The organism is Streptomyces sp. NPDC058646, from assembly GCF_042716875.1.
Classification (GTDB): domain Bacteria; phylum Actinomycetota; class Actinomycetes; order Streptomycetales; family Streptomycetaceae; genus Streptomyces.
This window is the reverse complement of the sequence record NZ_JBHXRK010000009.1, coordinates 163793-182341: the sequence shown is the minus strand read 5'-3', so window position 1 is coordinate 182341 and position 18549 is coordinate 163793. Positions and strand designations below refer to the sequence as shown.

Genomic DNA, 18549 nt, shown 5'->3' with positions numbered 1-18549 from the left:
GCCCCACCTGACACGGGAGTGCACGCGATGTCGTTCGACGAGGAATGGTCGGCGGCGCGCGCCTCCGCCACGGCCAACGTATCCATGCGGCTCAACCGGGTCCCCGCCGATCCCGGTGGCGGCACCGGTGACCTGGAGCTGAACCAGGACCACATCGGCGGCATCGGCTCCGAGGCGTACAAGCTGCACTCCCGGCTGCAGACGGACGGCAAGCACGCCGCCACCGCGACCGCCGATGCCGCGGGCGCGCTCAGCAAGGAGGGCTTCGCGAGCGGAGCCGCCCTGCTCAAGGTCAACAACCTCTGGGAGAGCCAGGTGAAGACCCTCGTGGCCGCCTGCGCGAACATCTCCAACGGCCTGAACTACTCCGTGCGCTCGCACGCCAAGGACGAGCAGCACCTGGTGGCGGACTTCACCAGCGCCGCGATCGACAAGTACCTCAAGTAGTGAGTAGCAAGTAGCTGACTCTGCGGCATCCCTGAAGAGCGCTGGCGCGCGGTAACAGGAAGGCGTAACGGCACGTGCTGACGTACGAGAACGTGATCAACGCACCGGTCGACAAGCTCCAGACGGCCGTCACCGACTGGAAGGCGATGGTCGACAAGCTGGACGAGCTGGCCGAGGTGGCCCGCAACGGGATGAAGGCCAAGGCGGACAAGGCCCAGTGGAGCGGGGTCACGGCCGGGGTGGGGCGGGAGTTCGTCACCAAGACGGCCAAGGAGTTCGACGACGCGGCCAAGGAGGCCAAGGGCGTCCACCAGGCCCTGACCGAGGGCCTCGCCGTCTTCAAGTCGTCCAAGGAGCAGCTGAAGAAGATCGCCGGCGAGGAGGCCCCCGCCGCCGGCTTCCAGGTCGACGCCTCCGGCCGGGTCTCCGCGATCCCCCTCGCGACCGAGGGCGACCGGAACGCGGCGCGCCACGACCCCGACTACCAGCAGTCCCTGCGCGAGAACCGGGCCCTGTGGCAGCAGAAGATCGACGCCATCATCGACAACTGCGACGACGTCGACCAGTCGCTGGCCCGCATGCTCGGCGCCAACGTCACCGACGGGCACGACTTCAGCGGACCGAAGTACGGGAGCCTCGACGCCGAGCAGGCCGGCCGGGCCACCGAACTCGCGAAGAAGGGGCGCGGCCTCACCCACGACGAGCTCGTGGAGCTGAACGAGCTCCTGAGTGACAATCAGGCAGTTCCCGAGTTCTCGACCGCGTTCTACGAGGCGCTCGGCCCGAAGGGCACGCTCGAATTCTTCGGGCAGCTCTCCGTCGACACCGGCTCCCGGGGCTACGACCAGCAGCGCCTCAAGGACATCCAAGAACTGCAACAGAACCTGGGCCTCAACCTCGCGACCGCCACCGACCCCGACCACCCACGACACCTTCCGGACCGTTTCGCCCAGGACCTGAGGCGTCTGGGGACGGAGCGGATCCCGCTGGTGCCGCACGACGGGAACCACCCCTTCGGCTACCAGATCCTCGGCGGCATCATGCGGTACGGGAACTACGACGCCCGCTTCCTCGTCCCCATCGCGGATCACGCCACCCAGGTCCAGGCGAAGGACAAGCAGTTCTTCTTCCAGAACAAGGCCGTCAACGGCTTGAATCCGACGCAGTTCAACCCTTCCGGCGGGAGCGGCGCCGGCTTCGACCCCGTGAACAGCTTCCTGGAGGCGCTGGGGCACAGCCCGGAAGCGGCAACGGAGTTCTTCAAGCGCGAAAAGACGGACCTGGTCGCCTACAACCAGGACGGGACGGTCAAGGCGGGCGTACCGAACCTCGGCAAGGACGTCACGAACTACCTGGACTACTTCGCCAACGAGCGGTACGAGAGCCTGAACGACTCCCACGACCTGGACGCCAAGGGTACGGAGAAGGCGAAGCAGCACATGGCCGATGCCCTGGGCCACGCCCTGGAAGCCGCGACGCTCGGCCACGCCTGGGACGATCCGTCACCGGAGCTGAAGCGGAGCGAGGACACCGCGAAGATCATGAGGTCGGTCGTGGCGCAGTACGGCGGTGACGCGGGGCTGCTCAAGCAGCACGAGGCCCTTGCCGACAGCCTGGGCCGGATGACGGCCGGCTACATCGACGACGTCAACGCCGCGCTGGCCACCGATCCGAAGCAGAGCGTCTTCACCGATTCTCACGGTGAGAATCAAGCACACACGGACATCGGGCGCGAAGAGGCTCGTGACCTGCTCGCGGCGCTCGGGCAGCACCCTGACGCCTACGCCACGGTGTCCACTGCGGAACGCGTCTATTCCGTGAGCGTTCTGGAGAGTCAGGGCGTGCACGAGGGCAAGATCGATGAAGGCAAGGCGAGGGCGGCCATCCGTACGACCGCCGAGGTGCAGGGGATCCTCGACGAGTCCAGGGCGGAGCAGGTCAAGGGGGTCGGGGAGAAGAAGCACGAGGAATACGAGAAGGCGCACGAGAAGCAGTCCGCCTGGGTCGAATTCGGTACGACGTCCGCCATTGCGGCCGGTGTCGCCTTCCTGCCCGCCACGGTGGCCGCGGCGGGCGCGGCGGCGGTCCTGGTGCCGATGGCCGTGGACCTCGGCAGCGGCGCCGTGGAGCAGGCCGCCTCGCAGGTCATCGGCGAGTGGTCGGACAAGGCCGTGGAGAAGCACAAGGACAAGAGCGAGGGCGAGACGCACGACAGCAACAAGTCCATGTTCCAGGCTGGCGAGCACAGCGCGGAGGCGCCGATGAAGGAGTTCATGAGGCGGCACAACGTCGATCCGAACAGCGACTTCGGCAACGACTTCGTCGAGTCGATGCGTGTCGGATACGAGACCGGCAACTCCACCGCCCGGCAGCAGGGGCACGAGCCGCAGACGAAGGGCGCCAAGTGAATCCCAAGCGGATGCGATGGCCGTTGGCTACTCCCGCTGTCGCACTCGCCGTCCTCGGTATGGCGGCTGCCGGTTGCTCCACCGTGGAACCGGAGCAGCCACCGCGCTCTACGGCTCCGAGACTGTTCACCGCTGGGGAGGCCTGTGCCGGGCTCTTCACGGGTCAGGGTGGGCAGGCTCTGGAGCGGGTGCTCCAGTCCACTGACTTTCAGGTGCCGGACGAGGACAGGGGCGCGGACGTCCGAGCAGTCGCGCAGGCCATGGAGAAGGCGTACCAGGCAGGCAAGAAGATCCCGGACATGCCCCAGCCGGTATGCAAGGTCTCGGGTTCGGCAGGGTTTCACAACCGCACGGTGCGACTGATGTTCACTGCCTACAGCAAGCATGCCGCGCTTCCGGCTGACCTCCCGGGCGTGGGCGCAGGGGACGCGCACCTCTCCGTGCGGAGGAAGGACGTCGACCTCACCTTCGACTGCGTCAGCTCCCGAGTCGGCTCGACTCAGGACATACCTCTGCAGATCACAGTGGCCTTCCAGGCACGGTCCGGCGAGAGCGAAGGTGAAGCCGTTCCGGCTCAGGATTACCTGGCCGTCACCCACTCCGCGGCGCTGGCCGTCGCCAAGGAGCTGGGCTGCGTGAACGACGGCGCTCTCCCCGCCGACGCCGCCGGACTTCCGGAACCGAAAGCCACCGCGAGCCCGAAGCCCAGCGGCAGCCCGAGCCCGTGAGGCCCCCGCCCGGCGGGTTCCGGAGCGGCGGGACCCGGCCGGAGGCCGCTGGGCATGGTGGGGGCCGCTCAGGGAGCGCCTGGCCCTGAGCGGCCCGTCTGGAAGCCGTGACCGGAATCGAACCGGCGTAACTCGCTTTGCAGGCGAGTCCCTCAACCACTCGGGCACACGGCTCTGGGGTGGTGATGTGCACGACCGTACGGCCGCCCGCCGGCGGGGGGAAGGGCCGCGCGGGCGCCGCAACACGACTGCCATGCGGCGTTCACGGTCCCCGGCGGCCTAGGTCTGCGGACCGAGTGCGGGATCGGTCGAATTGACAGGGTCGCGGCAGAGGTACGCACCTTACGCTGGGGCGATGAGCGCCCCCCTCGAACCCCGCGTGCCCGAGAAGACCGCACCGGTCCCGCCGACCCCGTCACCCGTCGGCATCCTCGGCCCCGCGTACCGGACGCTCAGCGTCGGGATCATCTCCGTCATCTTCCTGATCGCCTTCGAGGCCACCGCCGTCGGTACGGCCATGCCCGTCGCCGCCCGGGAGCTGGACGGGATCGGGCTCTACGCCTTCGCCTTCTCCGCCTACTTCACCACCAGCCTCTTCGGCATGGTCCTGTCCGGGCAGTGGGCCGACCGGGAGGGGCCGCTGCGGCCGCTGACCGGCGGGATCGCGGCCTTCGCGGCCGGACTCGTGCTCTCGGGGACCGCCGGCACGATGTGGGTGTTCGTGCTCGGCCGGGCCGTGCAGGGCTTCGGCGGCGGGCTGGTGATCGTCGCCCTGTACGTGGTCGTCAGCCGGGCCTACGAGGAGCGGCTGCGCCCCGCGATCATGGCGGCCTTCGCCGCGAGCTGGGTGGTGCCGTCGATCGTCGGACCGCTCGCCTCCGGGACCGTCACCGAACACCTCGGCTGGCGGTGGGTGTTCCTCGGCATACCCGTGCTGGTCGTGGTGCCGCTCGTCGTCGCGCTGCCGGCCATACGGCGGACCGCCTCCGGGCCCGTGGGCGGCGAGGGGGTGGCCTTCGACCGGCGGCGGATCCGGCTGGCCTTCGGCATCTCGGCCGGGGCCGGGCTGCTCCAGTACGCCGCGCAGGACCTGCGGTGGCTGTCGCTGCTGCCGGCCGCGGCGGGCGCGGCCCTGCTGGTGCCTGCCGTGCTGGGGCTGCTGCCGCGCGGGACCTACCGGGCGCGGCGCGGCCTGCCGTCGGTGGTGCTGCTGCGCGGGGTGGCCGCGGGTTCGTTCATCGCGGCGGAGAGCTTCGTACCGCTGATGCTGGTCACCCAGCGGGGGCTGAGCCCGACCCTGGCCGGGTTCTCGCTGGCGCTGGGCGGGGTGACCTGGGCGGGCGGCTCGTGGGTGCAGTCGAAGGGGCGGATGGCGCCGTACCGGGAGCGGCTGATGGTGGTCGGGATGGTGATGGTGGCGATCGCCATCGCCGCGGCGCCGGCCGTGCTCATCGAGTCCGTGCCGGTGTGGACGCTGGCGCTGGCCTGGGCGGTGGGGTGCCTGGGCATGGGCCTGGTGATCGGTTCGACGAGCGTGCTGCTGCTGAAGCTGTCGGCGCCGGAGGAGGTCGGGGCCAACTCCGCGTCGCTGCAGATCTCGGACGCGCTGGCCAACGTGGTCCTGCTGGCGGCGGGCGGGGCCGCGTTCGCCGCGCTGGGCGGGGGCGCGGTGGGGGCGGCGCACGCCGTCACCGCCGGGGGAGCGCCCTCGCACCCCGCCGCGTTCGTGGTGGTCTTCCTGCCGATGGCGTGCGTGGCGCTGGTGGGAGCCTGGGTCGCGGCCCGGCTGGAGCCGGCCCCTGCGTCCGCCGCAGAGTAGTACCACGGTGGCCCCGCCGAAGTGGTACCGTTTTGGTATGGCGATGAACCTGCGTCTCCGCGACGACCAGCAAGAGGCCCTCAAGATCCGCGCTGAGGAAGAGGGCCGCAGCATGCACGCCATAGTGCTTCAGGCGATCGACCGCTACCTGGAACAGGAGGCGGACCGCGAGACGGTCCGCCGGCTGGGCGAGAAGTACGCCAAGGGTCACGCCGACCTGCTGCGCCGCCTGGGGGAGTGAGTGAAGTACCTGACCGTCCAGGAAGCCCTGGAGCTGGCGGAGCTCGCCATGGCGGGACAGCAGGTCGCGGTCCGCGACCTGGGCTTGCTCAGCTCCGCCGTGCACCGGCCGCAGTCCCAGATGTTCGGGGTCGAGGCGTACACGGACCTGTTTGAGAAGGCCGGCGCGCTGCTCCAGTCGCTCGCCGTCAACCACCCCCTGGTGGACGGCAACAAGCGCATGGCGTGGATGTGCACCGTCGTGTTCCTCGACTTCAACGGGACCGAAATGATCGACATCGATCAGGACGAGTCGTACAAGCTGGTGATCGAGGTGGCGACCGGCAGCCTCGAGGACGTGGCGCAGATCGCGCGCCGGCTGCGGGCGCTGCACGAAGCGATGTGACGCTCGCCGCACCGCCCGAGGTCACGGGCCCGTCCCTCCGCGAGGGGCGGGCCCGTCCCGGTAGGGTGGCCCGGTTGTCCTACGTACGACTGCCCGCACCAGTACGCGAGTACGCCGAGAGCCCGAACCGGAGACCGTGACTACTACCGCCTCCCACCACCTCTCACCCGCCTTCCCCGGCCGTGCCCCGTGGGGTACGGCGAGCAAGCTGCGCGCCTGGCAGCAGGGAGCGCTGGACCGCTACATCGAGACCCAGCCGCGGGACTTCCTCGCGGTCGCGACGCCCGGCGCCGGCAAGACCACCTTCGCGCTGACCCTCGCCTCCTGGCTGCTGCACCACCACGTGGTGCAGCAGGTGACCGTCGTCGCCCCCACCGAGCACCTGAAGAAGCAGTGGGCGGACGCGGCGGCCCGGATAGGCATCCGGCTGGACCCCGAGTACTCGGCGGGACCGCTCAGCAAGGACTACCACGGGGTCGCCGTCACCTACGCCGGTGTCGGCGTGCGCCCGATGCTGCACCGCAACCGCTGCGAGCAGCGCAAGACCCTCGTCATCCTCGACGAGATCCACCACGCCGGTGACTCGAAGTCCTGGGGCGAGGCCTGCCTGGAGGCCTTCGACCCGGCGACCCGGCGCCTGGCCCTGACCGGTACGCCGTTCCGGTCCGACACCAACCCCATTCCCTTCGTCGCGTACGAGGAGGGAAACGACGGGATCCGCCGGTCGTCCGCCGACTACACCTACGGCTACGGGAACGCGCTGGGCGACGGCGTCGTGCGGCCCGTCATCTTCCTCTCCTACAGCGGCAACATGCGCTGGCGCACCAAGGCGGGCGACGAGATCGCCGCCCGGCTCGGCGAGCCGATGACCAAGGACGCCATCTCGCAGGCCTGGCGCACGGCGCTGGATCCGCGCGGCGACTGGATGCCGAACGTGCTGCGCGCCGCCGACCAGCGGCTGACGGAGGTCAGGAAGGGCATCCCGGACGCGGGCGGTCTGGTCATCGCCTCCGACCAGGACTCGGCGCGCGCCTACGCCAAGCTGATCCGCGAGATCACCGGCACCAAGGCGACCCTCGTCCTGTCCGACGACACCGGCGCGTCGAAGCGGATCGACGACTTCAGTGCGAACGACGACCGCTGGATGGTCGCCGTCCGCATGGTGTCCGAGGGCGTCGACGTGCCGAGGCTGGCGGTCGGCGTGTACGCGACGACGATTTCGACCCCGCTGTTCTTCGCGCAGGCCGTCGGGCGTTTCGTGCGATCGCGCAGGCGCGGCGAGACCGCGTCCGTGTTCCTTCCGACCATCCCCTACCTCCTCGGCTTCGCCAACGAGATGGAGGTCGAACGCGACCACGTCCTCGACAAGCCGAAGAAGCAGGGCGAGGAGGACCCGTACGCCGAGTCCGAGAAGGAGATGGACGAGGCGAACAAGCAGGAGGACGAGGACACCGGCGAGGACGAGCAGATGTCCTTCGAGGCGCTGGAGTCCGACGCGGTCTTCGACCGGGTCCTCTACGACGGCGCCGAGTTCGGCATGCAGGCGCACCCGGGCAGCGAGGAGGAGCAGGACTACCTCGGCATCCCCGGGCTGCTCGAGCCGGACCAGGTGCAGATGCTGCTGCAGAAGCGCCAGTCGCGGCAGATCGCGCACAGCCGGCGCAAGCCCGACGCGGAGGCGGACCTGCTGGAGCTGCCGGCCGACCGGCGGCCGGTGGTTTCGCACAAGGAGCTGCTGGAGCTGCGCAAGTCGCTGAACACGATGGTGGGCGCGTACGTCCACCAGAGCGGCAAGCCGCACGGGGTGATCCACACCGAGCTGCGCCGGGTGTGCGGCGGGCCGCCGAGCGCGGAGGCCACGGCGGGGCAGCTGCGCGAGCGGATCAAGAAGGTCCAGGAGTGGGCCACGCGGATGCGGTGATGTCCCACAGAATGCGAAGCGGGGTCCGTGCGGAGGTTCGCACGGACCCCGTTCGCATGTGTTCCTGAGGGTTACGCGGTCGGGCGGCGGCGGCGGCCGGTGCCGGCGACCAGGGCGGCGCCCATGGCCAGGGCCACGCCGCCGGCGCCGAGCGCCCAGGTGGTGGCGGCGTCGCTACCGGTCTCGGCGAGCTGGCCGGCGGTGGTGACCGCGCCGGAGCCGGAGCCGGAGCCGGAGCCGGAGCCGGAGCCGGAGCCGGCGTTCGGGGTGGTCACGTGGCCGGCCTGCTCGACGGGCTTGGAGCCGCCGTTGGGCTTGGTGGTGTTGCCGCCCTTGACGATCTTCGCCTCGGTCCAGACGGTGTCGGACCAGATGTTCTCGTCCTCGTTGCTGCCACCGGCAGCCGCGATGACGATCTCGCCCGTGGGGGCGCCCGCGTGGAACTTGATGCGGACCTGGAGGTCGAGGTTGACGCCGTTGGGGATCGGCAGGTCGTCCGTCAGCAGGGCGACGGGCGTGCCGCCGTCGTCGATGATCTCGACGTTGTGCCAGGCGCCACCGAAGAACACCTGGACCTGGACGTCGTTCCGCTCCAGCTCGAGGGACTCGTTGGCGACGGCCAGCACGAGGACGTAGCTCGAGTGGGCCTTGCCGGTGGTGTTGTCGATGGAGACCTGGAACTGGGTCCAGTCGCCGCCGGCCTTGAAGGTGGTCGGGATGCCGTTGAGGCCGAGCTTCGGGCCGGTGGCGACCCAGTCCTCTTCCTCGCCCAGGTTCTCGTCGGCCTCCGCGACCGGCGGGACGACCGGGGCCGGCGCGGGGGCCGGGGTGTCGGCGACGGGAGGCAGGACCGGGGCGACCGGGGCCGGGGCGACGGGCGGGACGACCGGGGCCGGGGCCTCGGCGGCCGGCTGCTCGGCGGCGGGGGCCTCCGCTGCCGGGGTTTCCTTCGCCGGGGTCTCGGCGGCAGCCGCGTCGTCCTTGGGGGCGGTGTCCGGCGTCGAGACGGCGGGGTTCTGGGCCTCGTCGGCCATCGCCGGGGTGGCCATCAGGACCGTCGGGCCGACGACGGCGGCGGCGGCCACGACGGCCAGGCGCTTGAAGTTCATGAGTGGTGGGTTTCCCTCCGTGCGGCGCTGGGTGTCGCGCGTGCGCACGTCCCCCCCAGGCCTACCGAACATCTTTTTGAACCTGCTCAGAGTAATGGGCATGTAAAGGAGTTGTGGCGAAAGGAGGTTACAAATTGACACCGGTGCCGATCATCAACCGGCACAAACGGGCAGCAGGCGCCCGGATTCTGGACGAGCCCTTCCGCTCAGCGAACCCGCTCGCTAATGTCCCCGCATCGAACGCACCGTGGCAGCGCCGCCGCGGGAGCGCAGCCGGTGCTATGGCCGCTACCGGCGGCCTCTCCGTGCGCTGCCGCGGGACCGGCGGCGTGCCACCCCGAGAGTCACCGCCGCCCACCTAAGAGGGAGAGGCGTCGTGACCGCGGAAACCTCCCAGACTCTCGACAGAGGGCTCAGAGTCCTCAAACTGCTCGCCGACACCGACCACGGTCTGACCGTCACCGAGCTCTCCAACCGCCTCGGTGTCAACCGCACCGTGGTCTACCGGCTCCTCGCCACCCTGGAGCAGCACGCCCTGGTCCGCCGCGACCTCGGCGGCCGGGCCCGGGTCGGGCTCGGCGTGCTCAGACTGGGCCGGCAGGTCCACCCGCTCGTCCGCGAGGCGGCCCTGCCCGCGCTGCGGTCCCTCGCCGAGGACATAGGCGCCACCGCGCACCTGACCCTCGTCGACGGCACCGAGGCGCTCGCCGTGGCCGTCGTGGAGCCGACCTGGACGGACTACCACGTGGCCTACCGGGCCGGCTTCCGCCACCCGCTGGACCGGGGTGCCGCCGGACGGGCCATCCTGGCCGCCCGTCAGGGCTCCCTGATCGAACCGGGCTACACCCTCACCCACGGGGAGCTGGAAGCGGGCGCCAGCGGTGCAGCCGCGCCGCTCGTCGGCATCACGGGGCTGGAGGGCAGCGTCGGCGTCGTCATGCTGGCCGACGCCGTACCGGAGCGGGTCGGGCCGCGGGTCGTCGACGCGGCCCGCGAGGTCGCCGACGCGCTGCGCTGAGCCGCCCGCCCGGGGGCCGGGCGGAGGGACCGATAGATTGACGGGGTGCTCTCTCGCCTCACACGTCTGCCGCGTCCCGCCGCCCTGGCCGTCTGCGCCGTGCCCGTGGTCGGCCTGCTGGCCGTCGCGGCCTTCGCGCCGCTGCCCTTCGTGCTGGCCCAGCCGGGGCTCACGGCCGACGTGCTCGGCGCCCGGGACGGCAAGAACGTGATCAGCGTCACCGGTGCCCCCGTCCGGGACACCGAGGGGCAGCTGCTCATGACCACGATCCAGGCCCCGGGCCCGTCCGAGAAGGTGGCCCTGGGGCAGCTCGTCGACAGCTGGTTCCGGGCCGACCGGGCAGTGATGCCCAAGGAGGCCATCTACCCGTCCGGCCAGACGACCGAACAGGTCGAGCAGCACAACCTGGAGGAAATGACCAGGTCGCAGTCGACCGCCGCCCGGGCGGCGCTCGGCTACCTGCACAAGGACCCTGGGGCGGTGAAGGTCGACCTCAACCTCGCCGACGTCGGCGGGCCCAGCGCGGGCCTCCTCTTCTCCCTCGGCATCGTCGACAAACTCGACGGCGACGGCAGCGGCGGCGACCTCACCGGCGGCCGCACCATCGCCGGCACGGGGACCATCAGCCCGGACGGCGCGGTCGGCGCGGTCGGCGGGGTGGCGCTGAAGACCCAGGCCGCGCACCGGGACGGGGCGAGCGTGTTCCTCGTACCGGAGGCGGAGTGCTCGGACGCCCTGTCCGAGCTGCCCCAGGGGCTCCGGCTGGTGCCCGTCACCTCGCTGACGGACGCGGTGGACTCCCTGCGCGCGCTGAACCGGGGAGAGGCCGTCCCGTCCTGCTGACGGGCGCGGGTACGGGCGTCAGCCGTCGCCCTCCAGCGAGGCTGCCGCCCCAGCCGCTGCGGTAGCTGACCGGGCCGGTGCGGCCCCGGGCGGCCCCGTGCCGTGCTTCAGCGGCCGTCGTCCCCCGCCGCTTGTTCGACCAGGGGGATGATCCGCAGCGGTACGGGATTCTCCATGACAATCGCCGTCGAAGCCCGAACGATCCCATCGAATCCGACAACCCGGTCGATCACGCGCTGGAGGTCGGCGTTGGACCGGGCCACCAGGCGGCACAGCATGTCCCCGTGCCCGGTGGTGGTGTGCAGCTCCAGGACCTCCGGTACGCCGTCCAAATGGGCCCGTACGTCGGCCCCTTGCCCCTGTTTGATCTCCAGCGTGGCGAAGGCGGTCACCGGGTACCCGAGGGCCGCCGGATCCACCTGCGGGCCGAACCCGCGGATGACTCCGTTCGACTGAAGCCGGTCCAGCCGGGCCTGCGCGGTCCCGCGGGCCACCCCGAGCCGCCGGGAGGCCTCCAGGACCCCGATCCGGGGCTCGCGGGCCAGCAGGACGAGGAGCCGGCCGTCCAGGTCGTCGATTCCCATGGCGCGCCTCCGGAGCTCGCTGGCGGTGGTCATAGTGCGCAGATCTCTCACTCATCCTGCGCCGGAGCTGAACAGTATGTACAGCAGATTTCGAAACTATTGCGCAGCTTGTGGATCGGCGGGAGTCTGCGCTCATGACTGAGTCTTTGACGAACCTGGACACCACCCCCCACACCGCGCGTGAGGCGGACCCCTTCCCGGTGAAGGGCATGGACGCGGTCGTCTTCGCCGTCGGCAACGCCAAGCAGGCCGCGCATTACTACTCGACCGCCTTCGGCATGAAGCTCGTGGCCTACTCCGGACCGGAGAACGGCACCCGCGAGACGGCCAGCTACGTCCTGACCAACGGCGCCGCGCGCTTCGTCCTGACCTCGGTCATCAAGGCGAGCACGGACCGGGGCCGCTTCCTCGCCGAGCACGTCGCCGACCACGGCGACGGCGTGGTCGACCTCGCGATCGAGGTCCCGGATGCCCGCGCGGCCTACGCGTACGCCGTCGAGCACGGCGCGCGCGGCCTGGACGAGCCGTACGAGGTCAAGGACGAGCACGGCACGGTCGTGCTGGCCGCGATCGCCACGTACGGCCAGACCCGCCACACCCTGGTCGAGCGCCGCGACTACACCGGCCCGTACCTGCCCGGCTTCGTCGCCGTCGACCCGATGGTCGAGCCGCCGGCCAAGCGCACCTTCCAGGCCATCGACCACTGCGTGGGCAACGTCGAGCTCGGCCGCATGAACGAGTGGGTCGCGTTCTACAACAAGGTCATGGGCTTCACGAACATGAAGGAGTTCGTGGGCGACGACATCGCGACCGAGTACTCGGCGCTGATGTCGAAGGTGGTCGCGGACGGCACCCTCAAGGTGAAGTTCCCGATCAACGAGCCGGCGATCGCGAAGAAGAAGTCGCAGATCGACGAGTACCTGGAGTTCTACGGCGGCGCGGGCGTCCAGCACATCGCACTGGCCACGAACGACATCGTCGCGACCGTGCGGTCGATGCGGGCGGCGGGCGTGCAGTTCCTGGACACCCCGGACTCGTACTACGACACCCTCGGCGAGTGGGCCGGCGAGACGCGGGTGCCGGTCGAGACCCTGCGCGAGCTGAAGATCCTCGTCGACCGCGACGAGGACGGCTACCTGCTGCAGATCTTCACCAAGCCGGTGCAGGACCGGCCCACGGTCTTCTTCGAGATGATCGAGCGGCACGGGTCGATGGGCTTCGGCAAGGGCAACTTCAAGGCCCTGTTCGAGGCGATCGAGCGCGAGCAGGCCAAGCGCGGCAACCTCTAGCCTCCGCCCCGGGCCCCGCCGTGTCCCTGGCGGGGCCTTGCGGTGCACGTGCCGCTGCGGCGCCGCGCCCCGGGCGGGGTCCCGCCGTGGCCGTGCCCGTGCGGCGCCGTTGCCGGGGCTCCGCCCCTGACCGCGCCCCCACCGTAGGCGCGGCCGGGTCTTCCTGCGGCGGGCCGGAAGGCGCCCGCTCGCGCGGGGAGACGGCCGGGACGGTACCGCCGCGCCGCGGTACTGCCACCCCGCCGGGGGGCAGGGTGGCGAGGCCCGGCCCGGGTCAGCGGGACGGGGACGCGGGCGGCTCGGGCTGCTGGGCCGGCTTCGCCGCGGACGGCTCCGGTTTCGGGGTCGGCTTCGCCGCGCGCGGCCCGGCGGGGTTCGGTTCGGCCACGGGCTTCGCCTTCGGGAGCTCCGGCTCCACCCACGGAGTGGCCGGCTCCAGGTTCTCCGGACCCCCCGGCGGCGGCTGCCCGATCGACGCCAGGACCTGCTTCGCCAGCGGCGCCCGCAGCGGCGAGAAGTGCGGGTTCGTCCGCATCGCCTCCTGGAGGTGGCGGCGGGCCGCCGCCTCCTCGCCCAGATCCCGCTCGATCATCGCCCGGTGGTAGGAGAAATCCGCGCTCCGCAGCCCCAGCTCCGTGGCCTTCGTCGCGTACTCCAGCGCCGCCTCGTCCTCGCCCGCCTGGTGCAGCGCCCACCCCAGCGCGTCCGCGACCTGCACGCTCTTGTGCCGCGCCCACTCCTGCCTCAGCCGCCGCACCGCCGCCGCCGGATCGCCGTGGTCCGCCTCGTACAGGCCCAGCACCAGGTCGTCGTCGACCCCGTTGCTGCCGTCCCGCGCGGCCAGCGCGCCCAGCATGTCGTACGGCGTACGCGCCTCCTCGTGCCGCCCCAGTGACTCCAGCAGTTCGCCGAGCTCCAGCGCCAGCCGCGGCTCCGGAGTCCGCCCCAGCGCCATCCGGTAGTCCCGCACCGCCTCACCGGGACGCCCCAGCGCGCCCAGCGCCCGGGCCCGGCCGCCCAGCGCCTGCGCCTGCGCCGGATCCGTCCGCAGCGCGCCCTCGTACAGCCGCAGCGCCTCCGCCGCGTCGCCCCGCTCCCACGCCAACTCCCCGAGCCGGTACAGGGTGTACGCCTTCTCCGCCGGGGACTTCGCCGCGCCCGCCGCGTGCTCCATCGACATCACCGCGTCCTCGCGCCAGCCCCGGTCCCGGTAGACCTGGGAGGCCCTGAGGTACCCGGCGAGGCCCGGCCGCAGCTCCAGCAGCCGCTCCATCGCCTTCTGGGCGGCCTTGTAGTCGCCGAGGCCCGTGTACGCGTCCACGAGGACCGGGTACGCCGTCCACCGCCGCGGCGCCTGCGCCCGTACGAGCTCGCCCCACTTCTTGCCCGTGCCGAAGTCCCGGCGGGCATTGGCCAGCGTGCCCATGCCCGTCATCGCGTCGAAGTTGCCCTTCTCGGCCGGCCGGACCTCCAGCGAGCGCTTCAGGACCTTCTCCGCCTTCGGGAACCAGCCCGAGTCCGCGGTCCGCCGGGCCTGCTCCAGGTACGCGGCGCCCAGGACCGCCCAGGACGCGTCGTCGTCCGGGTGCGTCGCCAGCCACTTCTCCCGGTCCGCCATCAGCGCCGTCAGGTCCACCGCCGCCGCGGGCGCGCCCATGCCGACCGCCGACGCGGCCCGCTCGCTCGGCCCCGGCGGGCGGGCGTCGTCACCGGTACGGGCCGGCCGGATCAGCAAGGCCCCGGCGATCAGGACCACTGCCACCGCGGCCGCCACGAGCGTCTTGCGGCCGGTGAAGGTCACGGGCGGCGCCGGCTCCAGCGATTCCTCGTCGATACGGTCGATACGGTGCATGGAGTCACTGTGCGTCAATATGAAGAACTCTCCGAGGTGTCCGAAGACGGGCGCGGGCGTGTTCACACCGATGGCCCCGACTGCCACGCTGAACCCATGGACGACGATCTCGACCCCCGGTCCCCGGACGCACGCACCGCACTCCTCACCCGGCTGCGGGAAGGCCTCCCGGCCGAAGCCCTGCTCACCGACCCCCAGGTGACCGCCTCCTACGCCACCGACATGGCGGGCTTCTGCGCGGCCGGCACCCCGGCCGCGGTCGTCCTGCCCCGCACCGTCGAACAGGTCCAGCACGTCCTGCGCACCGCCACCGCCCTACGGGTCCCCGTGGTCCCGCAGGGAGCCCGTACCGGGCTGTCGGGCGCCGCCAACGCCTCCGACGGCTGCATCGTGCTCTCCCTCGTCGCGATGGACCGGATCCTGGAGGTCTCCGCCGTCGACCGCATCGCCGTCGTCGAACCGGGCGTGGTCAACGCCGTGCTCTCGCGGGCCGTCGCCGAACAGGGCCTGTACTACCCGCCCGACCCCTCCAGCTGGGAGCAGTGCACCATCGGCGGCAACATCGGCACCGGCTCCGGCGGACTGTGCTGCGTCAAGTACGGGGTCACCGCCGAGTACGTCCTCGGCCTCGACGTGGTCCTCGCCGACGGACGGCTGCTGCGCACCGGCCGGCGCACCGCCAAGGGAGTCGCCGGATACGACCTCACCCGGCTCTTCGTCGGCTCCGAAGGCAGCCTCGGGGTCGTCGTCCAGGCCGTCCTCGCCCTGCGCCCGGCGCCGCCCCGCCGGCTCGCGCTGGCCGCCGAGTTCCCCTCCGCCGCGGCTGCCTGCGCCGCCGTCTGCGCCGTCATGGAGGCCGGACTGACCCCGTCGCTGCTGGAACTGATGGACCGTACGACCGTCCGCGCCGTCAACGCCCTCGGAAGGATGGGACTGCCCGACACCACCGAGGCCCTGCTGCTCGTCGCCTTCGACACCCCGCACGCCCCCGAGGAGCTGGCGGCCGTGGGGAAGCTGTGCACGGCCGCCGGGGCCACGACCGTGGTTCCCGCCGAGGACGAGGCCGAGTCCGAACTGCTGCTCCAGGCCCGCCGGATGTCCCTGACCGCCCTGGAGACCCTTCGCCCGGCCACGATGATCGACGACGTGTGCGTGCCCCGGTCGCGGCTCGCCGAGATGCTGGACGGGACGGCCGCCATCGCCCGTACGCACGACCTGCTCATCGGGGTCTGCGCGCACGCGGGCGACGGCAACACCCACCCGGTGGTCTGCTTCGACCCGGCCGACGAGGACGAGACGCGGCGGGCCCGCGCATCCTTCGACGCCATCATGGCGCTCGGCCTGGAACTGGGCGGGACGATCACCGGCGAGCACGGCGTGGGCGTCCTGAAACGGGAATGGCTGGCCCGGGAACTCGGCCCGGTGGGCCTGGAGATGCAGCGCGCCGTCAAACACGCCTTCGATCCGCTTGGCCTGCTCAACCCCGGCAAGCTCTTCTGACGTACGCCGCCCGGACCGCGGCGCCCGGCCCGGGCCTCACAGGTCCCCGTCGGCCGACTCGTCCGACGGCCAAGGGTCGCGCAGCCACAGGTCGTCGGCCGGGGTCGGGGTCAGCAGCTCGGCCAGCGCCGCGTCCAGCCCGAGCCGTTCGGCCTCGGTGCCGGGCGGCACGATGCGCAGGGTCCGCTCCAGCCAGGCCGAGACGGAGCCGGCGGGGGCCTCCAGCAGCGCGTCGCCGTCGGGGGAGCTGAGCGCCATGCAGAGCACGGCCCTGTCGTCGACCTTCGTGGGCCAGATCCGGACGTCGCCGTGGCCGCACGGCCGGAACACCCCCTCCACCAGCAGTTCGCGGGCGAAGGTCCAGTTGACCGGGGTGCTCGACCCGGTGTGGAAGGTGATGTGGACGGCGTACGGGTCGTCCGTGACGTAGAGGAGCCGGGCGGGGACGGGGACGCTGCGCTCGGGGGACAGGACCAGCTTGAGTTCCAGCTCGCGCTCGACGACGGGGTGGTGCATGACGGCCTCACTTCGGTGCGCTGTGTGCGCTTCGCTTCGGTGTGCGGGGTCGGATCGCGCCCCACACCCGGAGAGAGCTCCGGGGCGGCGGGGTATGACGCGACTTCCGGCAGCGAAAGAGAAATTGGCCGATTTCTGTCGGCTGACCGGAAACAGTCGTATGGCGCGGGGTTCGCCCGAAGGCTTGCATTCTCCCGTTACCGGACCTGTCGGGCCGCGGTTCTTGGCTATGGTCCTCCCCTGCACAAGCCTCAAGCCACGATCGGAGTTGGGGACATTGACGGCCTCCCCTGGTGACGGCGGGCAAGCGGCCCGCGAGGGCTACTACCCGGATCCGTCCATCCCCGGGTACGTCCGCTACTGGAACGGCGCGTCCTGGGTCCCGGGTACGAGCCGCCCCGCCGCGCCGGCCGTGTCCGCCGCGCCCACCGCGCCCGCCGCCCCCGCCGCTCCTGCCGAGGAGACGGGGCCGGTGTTCCTGGACGAGACCTCCGCGACCGAGGCGCTGCCCGAACCGGACCGGGCGCCGGACCCCGAACCGGCGGTGTGGCAGGCCGATCCCGCCCACCAGGCCGGCTTCGGCGGGCCGCGCGACCGCCGGGTCTCGTGGGGCGGTCCCGCCGAGCCCGAGCCGCGTACGGCGCCTGCGCCCGAGCCCGAGCCGGCGCCCGAGCCGGAGCGCGCGCCGGAGTCCGCGCCGGTCCGCCCGGCGGGGATCTCCCTGGCCCGTACGGCCGCCGCCGCCGCGGCCCCGGCGACGCGGTTCCCCGCACCGCCCCAGGGCATCCTGTCGGCCCGCTCCCCGGCGGCCCCCGCCCCGGCCGCAGCGGTGGCCGCGCCCGCCCCCGCCTGGCCCGACGCCCCCGGCGGGTCGGGGTCCGGGTCCGGGGGAGGGTCCGGGATCACCTCCTCCTGGCCCGAGGCGGCCCCGCGCGGCGCCGAGGCCCCGGCGGCGCTGCCGGCCGCCCAGGCCGCACCGGCCGCCGTGCGGTCCCTGCGGTCCGAGGCACCCGCGCCCGCCGCACCGGCCGAGGCCCCCGAGGCCGAGGACTGGGTCCCGCCCCGGCCCGTCCCGGGCTCCCGTACCGCAGGGCGGGACCCGGAGCCCGCCCGCCGCGGCGCTCCGGAGCCCGCCGGGGCCCCGCGTGCGCAGGAGTGGGCACCGCGGCCCGCCGGAGTCCGCCCGTCCGCGCCCGAGGCGGCCGACGTCCGAGCGGCCGAGGCGGCCGACGTCCGAGCGGCCGAGGCGGCCGACGTCCGAGCGGCCGAGGCCGCACCCGCAGTGGCCGCGGCTGCGGTGCGGCCGCAGTCCACCGCCCGCGCCGTGTTCGAGCGGATGGCCGAGCGCGCCGTACGCCCCGCGGGGCTGGTCCGCCGGGCCGTGGCCCGGGCCCTGGACTCCCTCGTCCTGGGCGCCGTCGCCGCCGGGGCCTCCTGGCCGCTGCTCCCCGCGGCCACCGCCCACGTCCAGGCCAAGGTGGACGCGGCCCGGGGCGGCGGCCGAGCCACCACCGTCTGGCTGCTGGACGCCACCATCGCCGGGCACCTCGGCCTGGTCCTGGCCGCGGTCCTCCTCTTCGGGGTCTTCTACGAGGCCCTGCCCACCGCCCGGTGGGGCCGCACCCCCGGCAAGAAGCTGCTCGGCGTCCGCGTCCTGGCCACCGCCACCCTGCACCCGCCCACCTTCGGCGCCGCCCTGCGCCGCTGGCTGGTGTACGCCCTCCTCGGCATCCCCGGCAGCCTCTGGTGCCTCGTGGACCGCCCGCGCCGGCAGGCCTGGCACGACAAGGCGGCGAAGACGTACGTGGCCCGTTAGGGGGTGTCCCGGGCGGGTGCGTCCTGCCCGGCCCCCCGAACGGACGCGTTCCCGTTGCGGGGGTACCGGAGCCG

The 18549-nt window shown here is 72.3% G+C and carries 16 protein-coding genes and 1 tRNA gene; 12 read left to right on the top strand and 5 right to left on the bottom strand.

The annotated features are described in order from the left end of the window. Positions 1-27 precede the first annotated feature (27 nt). From ACFWUZ_RS13895 to ACFWUZ_RS13885, 3 genes are all read left to right on the top strand, one after another. The gene (locus tag ACFWUZ_RS13895) at positions 28-447 is read left to right on the top strand and encodes a hypothetical protein (RefSeq protein ID WP_384371669.1); all 420 of its coding nucleotides are present in this window, start codon (positions 28-30) and stop codon (positions 445-447) included. Positions 448-521: 74 nt separating this feature from the next. Further along, complete coding sequence (locus ACFWUZ_RS13890; RefSeq protein ID WP_384371667.1) at positions 522-2855, top strand: hypothetical protein; 2334 nt, start codon at positions 522-524, stop codon at positions 2853-2855. Positions 2856-3115: 260 nt separating this feature from the next. Further along, positions 3116-3583, top strand: a complete 468-nt coding sequence (locus ACFWUZ_RS13885) for a hypothetical protein (protein ID WP_384371665.1) — start codon at positions 3116-3118, stop codon at positions 3581-3583. A gap of 99 nt (positions 3584-3682) precedes the next feature. On the opposite strand, the gene ACFWUZ_RS13880 is transcribed toward ACFWUZ_RS13885, so the two are convergent. After that, positions 3683-3757, bottom strand: a tRNA-Cys gene (locus ACFWUZ_RS13880). Between the two features lie 181 nt (positions 3758-3938). Between ACFWUZ_RS13880 and ACFWUZ_RS13875 the strand changes: the two genes are divergently transcribed. From ACFWUZ_RS13875 to ACFWUZ_RS13860, 4 genes are all read left to right on the top strand, one after another. Then, positions 3939-5402, top strand: coding sequence for an MFS transporter (locus tag ACFWUZ_RS13875; RefSeq protein ID WP_384371663.1), 1464 nt, complete (start codon positions 3939-3941; stop codon positions 5400-5402). 43 nt (positions 5403-5445) lie between these two features. Next, positions 5446-5643 carry an Arc family DNA-binding protein gene (locus ACFWUZ_RS13870; RefSeq protein ID WP_362056460.1) on the top strand — a complete coding sequence of 66 codons (198 nt, stop codon included), beginning with the start codon at positions 5446-5448 and terminating at the stop codon, positions 5641-5643. Then, on the top strand, positions 5644-6027 hold the full coding sequence (locus ACFWUZ_RS13865; protein WP_384371661.1) for a type II toxin-antitoxin system death-on-curing family toxin: 384 nt from the start codon (positions 5644-5646) through the stop codon (positions 6025-6027). It begins immediately after the preceding gene. A gap of 136 nt (positions 6028-6163) precedes the next feature. Next, entirely contained in the window at positions 6164-7948 is a 1785-nt protein-coding gene (locus ACFWUZ_RS13860) for a DEAD/DEAH box helicase (protein ID WP_384371659.1), read from the top strand. 71 nt (positions 7949-8019) lie between these two features. Here ACFWUZ_RS13860 and ACFWUZ_RS13855 read toward each other — a convergent pair whose 3' ends face one another. Further along, positions 8020-9057: a hypothetical protein gene (locus ACFWUZ_RS13855; protein ID WP_384371657.1), complete on the bottom strand. Its 1038-nt coding sequence runs from the start codon at positions 9055-9057 to the stop codon at positions 8020-8022. Positions 9058-9433: 376 nt separating this feature from the next. On the opposite strand from ACFWUZ_RS13855, the gene ACFWUZ_RS13850 reads away from it, so the two are divergent. Both ACFWUZ_RS13850 and ACFWUZ_RS13845 read left to right on the top strand, forming a co-directional pair. Further along, entirely contained in the window at positions 9434-10075 is a 642-nt protein-coding gene (locus ACFWUZ_RS13850; RefSeq protein WP_007264382.1) for an IclR family transcriptional regulator, read from the top strand. 45 nt (positions 10076-10120) lie between these two features. After that, on the top strand, positions 10121-10918 hold the full coding sequence (locus ACFWUZ_RS13845; protein ID WP_384371655.1) for a S16 family serine protease: 798 nt from the start codon (positions 10121-10123) through the stop codon (positions 10916-10918). 107 nt (positions 10919-11025) lie between these two features. Here ACFWUZ_RS13845 and ACFWUZ_RS13840 read toward each other — a convergent pair whose 3' ends face one another. Further along, positions 11026-11502: an Lrp/AsnC family transcriptional regulator gene (locus tag ACFWUZ_RS13840; RefSeq protein ID WP_384371653.1), complete on the bottom strand. Its 477-nt coding sequence runs from the start codon at positions 11500-11502 to the stop codon at positions 11026-11028. 134 nt (positions 11503-11636) lie between these two features. Between ACFWUZ_RS13840 and hppD the strand changes: the two genes are divergently transcribed. Further along, positions 11637-12791: a 4-hydroxyphenylpyruvate dioxygenase gene (gene hppD / locus ACFWUZ_RS13835; protein WP_384371651.1), complete on the top strand. Its 1155-nt coding sequence runs from the start codon at positions 11637-11639 to the stop codon at positions 12789-12791. Between the two features lie 274 nt (positions 12792-13065). Here hppD and ACFWUZ_RS13830 read toward each other — a convergent pair whose 3' ends face one another. Beyond that, positions 13066-14643, bottom strand: a complete 1578-nt coding sequence (locus tag ACFWUZ_RS13830) for a tetratricopeptide repeat protein (RefSeq protein ID WP_384371648.1) — start codon at positions 14641-14643, stop codon at positions 13066-13068. A 96-nt stretch (positions 14644-14739) separates the two neighbouring features. On the opposite strand from ACFWUZ_RS13830, the gene ACFWUZ_RS13825 reads away from it, so the two are divergent. Then, positions 14740-16143, top strand: a complete 1404-nt coding sequence (locus tag ACFWUZ_RS13825) for an FAD-binding oxidoreductase (RefSeq protein WP_384371646.1) — start codon at positions 14740-14742, stop codon at positions 16141-16143. A 36-nt stretch (positions 16144-16179) separates the two neighbouring features. Here the strand turns inward: ACFWUZ_RS13825 and ACFWUZ_RS13820 are convergent, their stop codons facing one another. Continuing rightward, on the bottom strand, positions 16180-16659 hold the full coding sequence (locus tag ACFWUZ_RS13820; RefSeq protein WP_384371644.1) for an SsgA family sporulation/cell division regulator: 480 nt from the start codon (positions 16657-16659) through the stop codon (positions 16180-16182). A 277-nt stretch (positions 16660-16936) separates the two neighbouring features. Between ACFWUZ_RS13820 and ACFWUZ_RS13815 the strand changes: the two genes are divergently transcribed. Further along, positions 16937-18475, top strand: coding sequence for an RDD family protein (locus tag ACFWUZ_RS13815; RefSeq protein WP_384371642.1), 1539 nt, complete (start codon positions 16937-16939; stop codon positions 18473-18475). Positions 18476-18549: the final 74 nt, after the last annotated feature.

Excerpts from the sequence above, each read along its gene's own strand:
- ACFWUZ_RS13895 (WP_384371669.1), top strand. The coding sequence starts at position 28 with ATGTCGTTCGACGAGGAATGGTCGGCGGCGCGCGCCTCCGCCACGGCC.
- ACFWUZ_RS13885 (WP_384371665.1), top strand. The coding sequence starts at position 3,116 with ATGGAGAAGGCGTACCAGGCAGGCAAGAAGATCCCGGACATGCCCCAG.
- ACFWUZ_RS13875 (WP_384371663.1), top strand. The coding sequence starts at position 3,939 with ATGAGCGCCCCCCTCGAACCCCGCGTGCCCGAGAAGACCGCACCGGTC.
- ACFWUZ_RS13870 (WP_362056460.1), top strand. The coding sequence starts at position 5,446 with ATGAACCTGCGTCTCCGCGACGACCAGCAAGAGGCCCTCAAGATCCGC.
- ACFWUZ_RS13855 (WP_384371657.1), bottom strand. The coding sequence starts at position 9,057 with ATGAACTTCAAGCGCCTGGCCGTCGTGGCCGCCGCCGCCGTCGTCGGC.
- ACFWUZ_RS13840 (WP_384371653.1), bottom strand. The coding sequence starts at position 11,502 with ATGGGAATCGACGACCTGGACGGCCGGCTCCTCGTCCTGCTGGCCCGC.
- hppD (WP_384371651.1), top strand. The coding sequence starts at position 11,637 with ATGACTGAGTCTTTGACGAACCTGGACACCACCCCCCACACCGCGCGT.
- ACFWUZ_RS13830 (WP_384371648.1), bottom strand. The coding sequence starts at position 14,643 with ATGCACCGTATCGACCGTATCGACGAGGAATCGCTGGAGCCGGCGCCG.
- ACFWUZ_RS13825 (WP_384371646.1), top strand. The coding sequence starts at position 14,740 with ATGGACGACGATCTCGACCCCCGGTCCCCGGACGCACGCACCGCACTC.
- ACFWUZ_RS13820 (WP_384371644.1), bottom strand. The coding sequence starts at position 16,659 with ATGCACCACCCCGTCGTCGAGCGCGAGCTGGAACTCAAGCTGGTCCTG.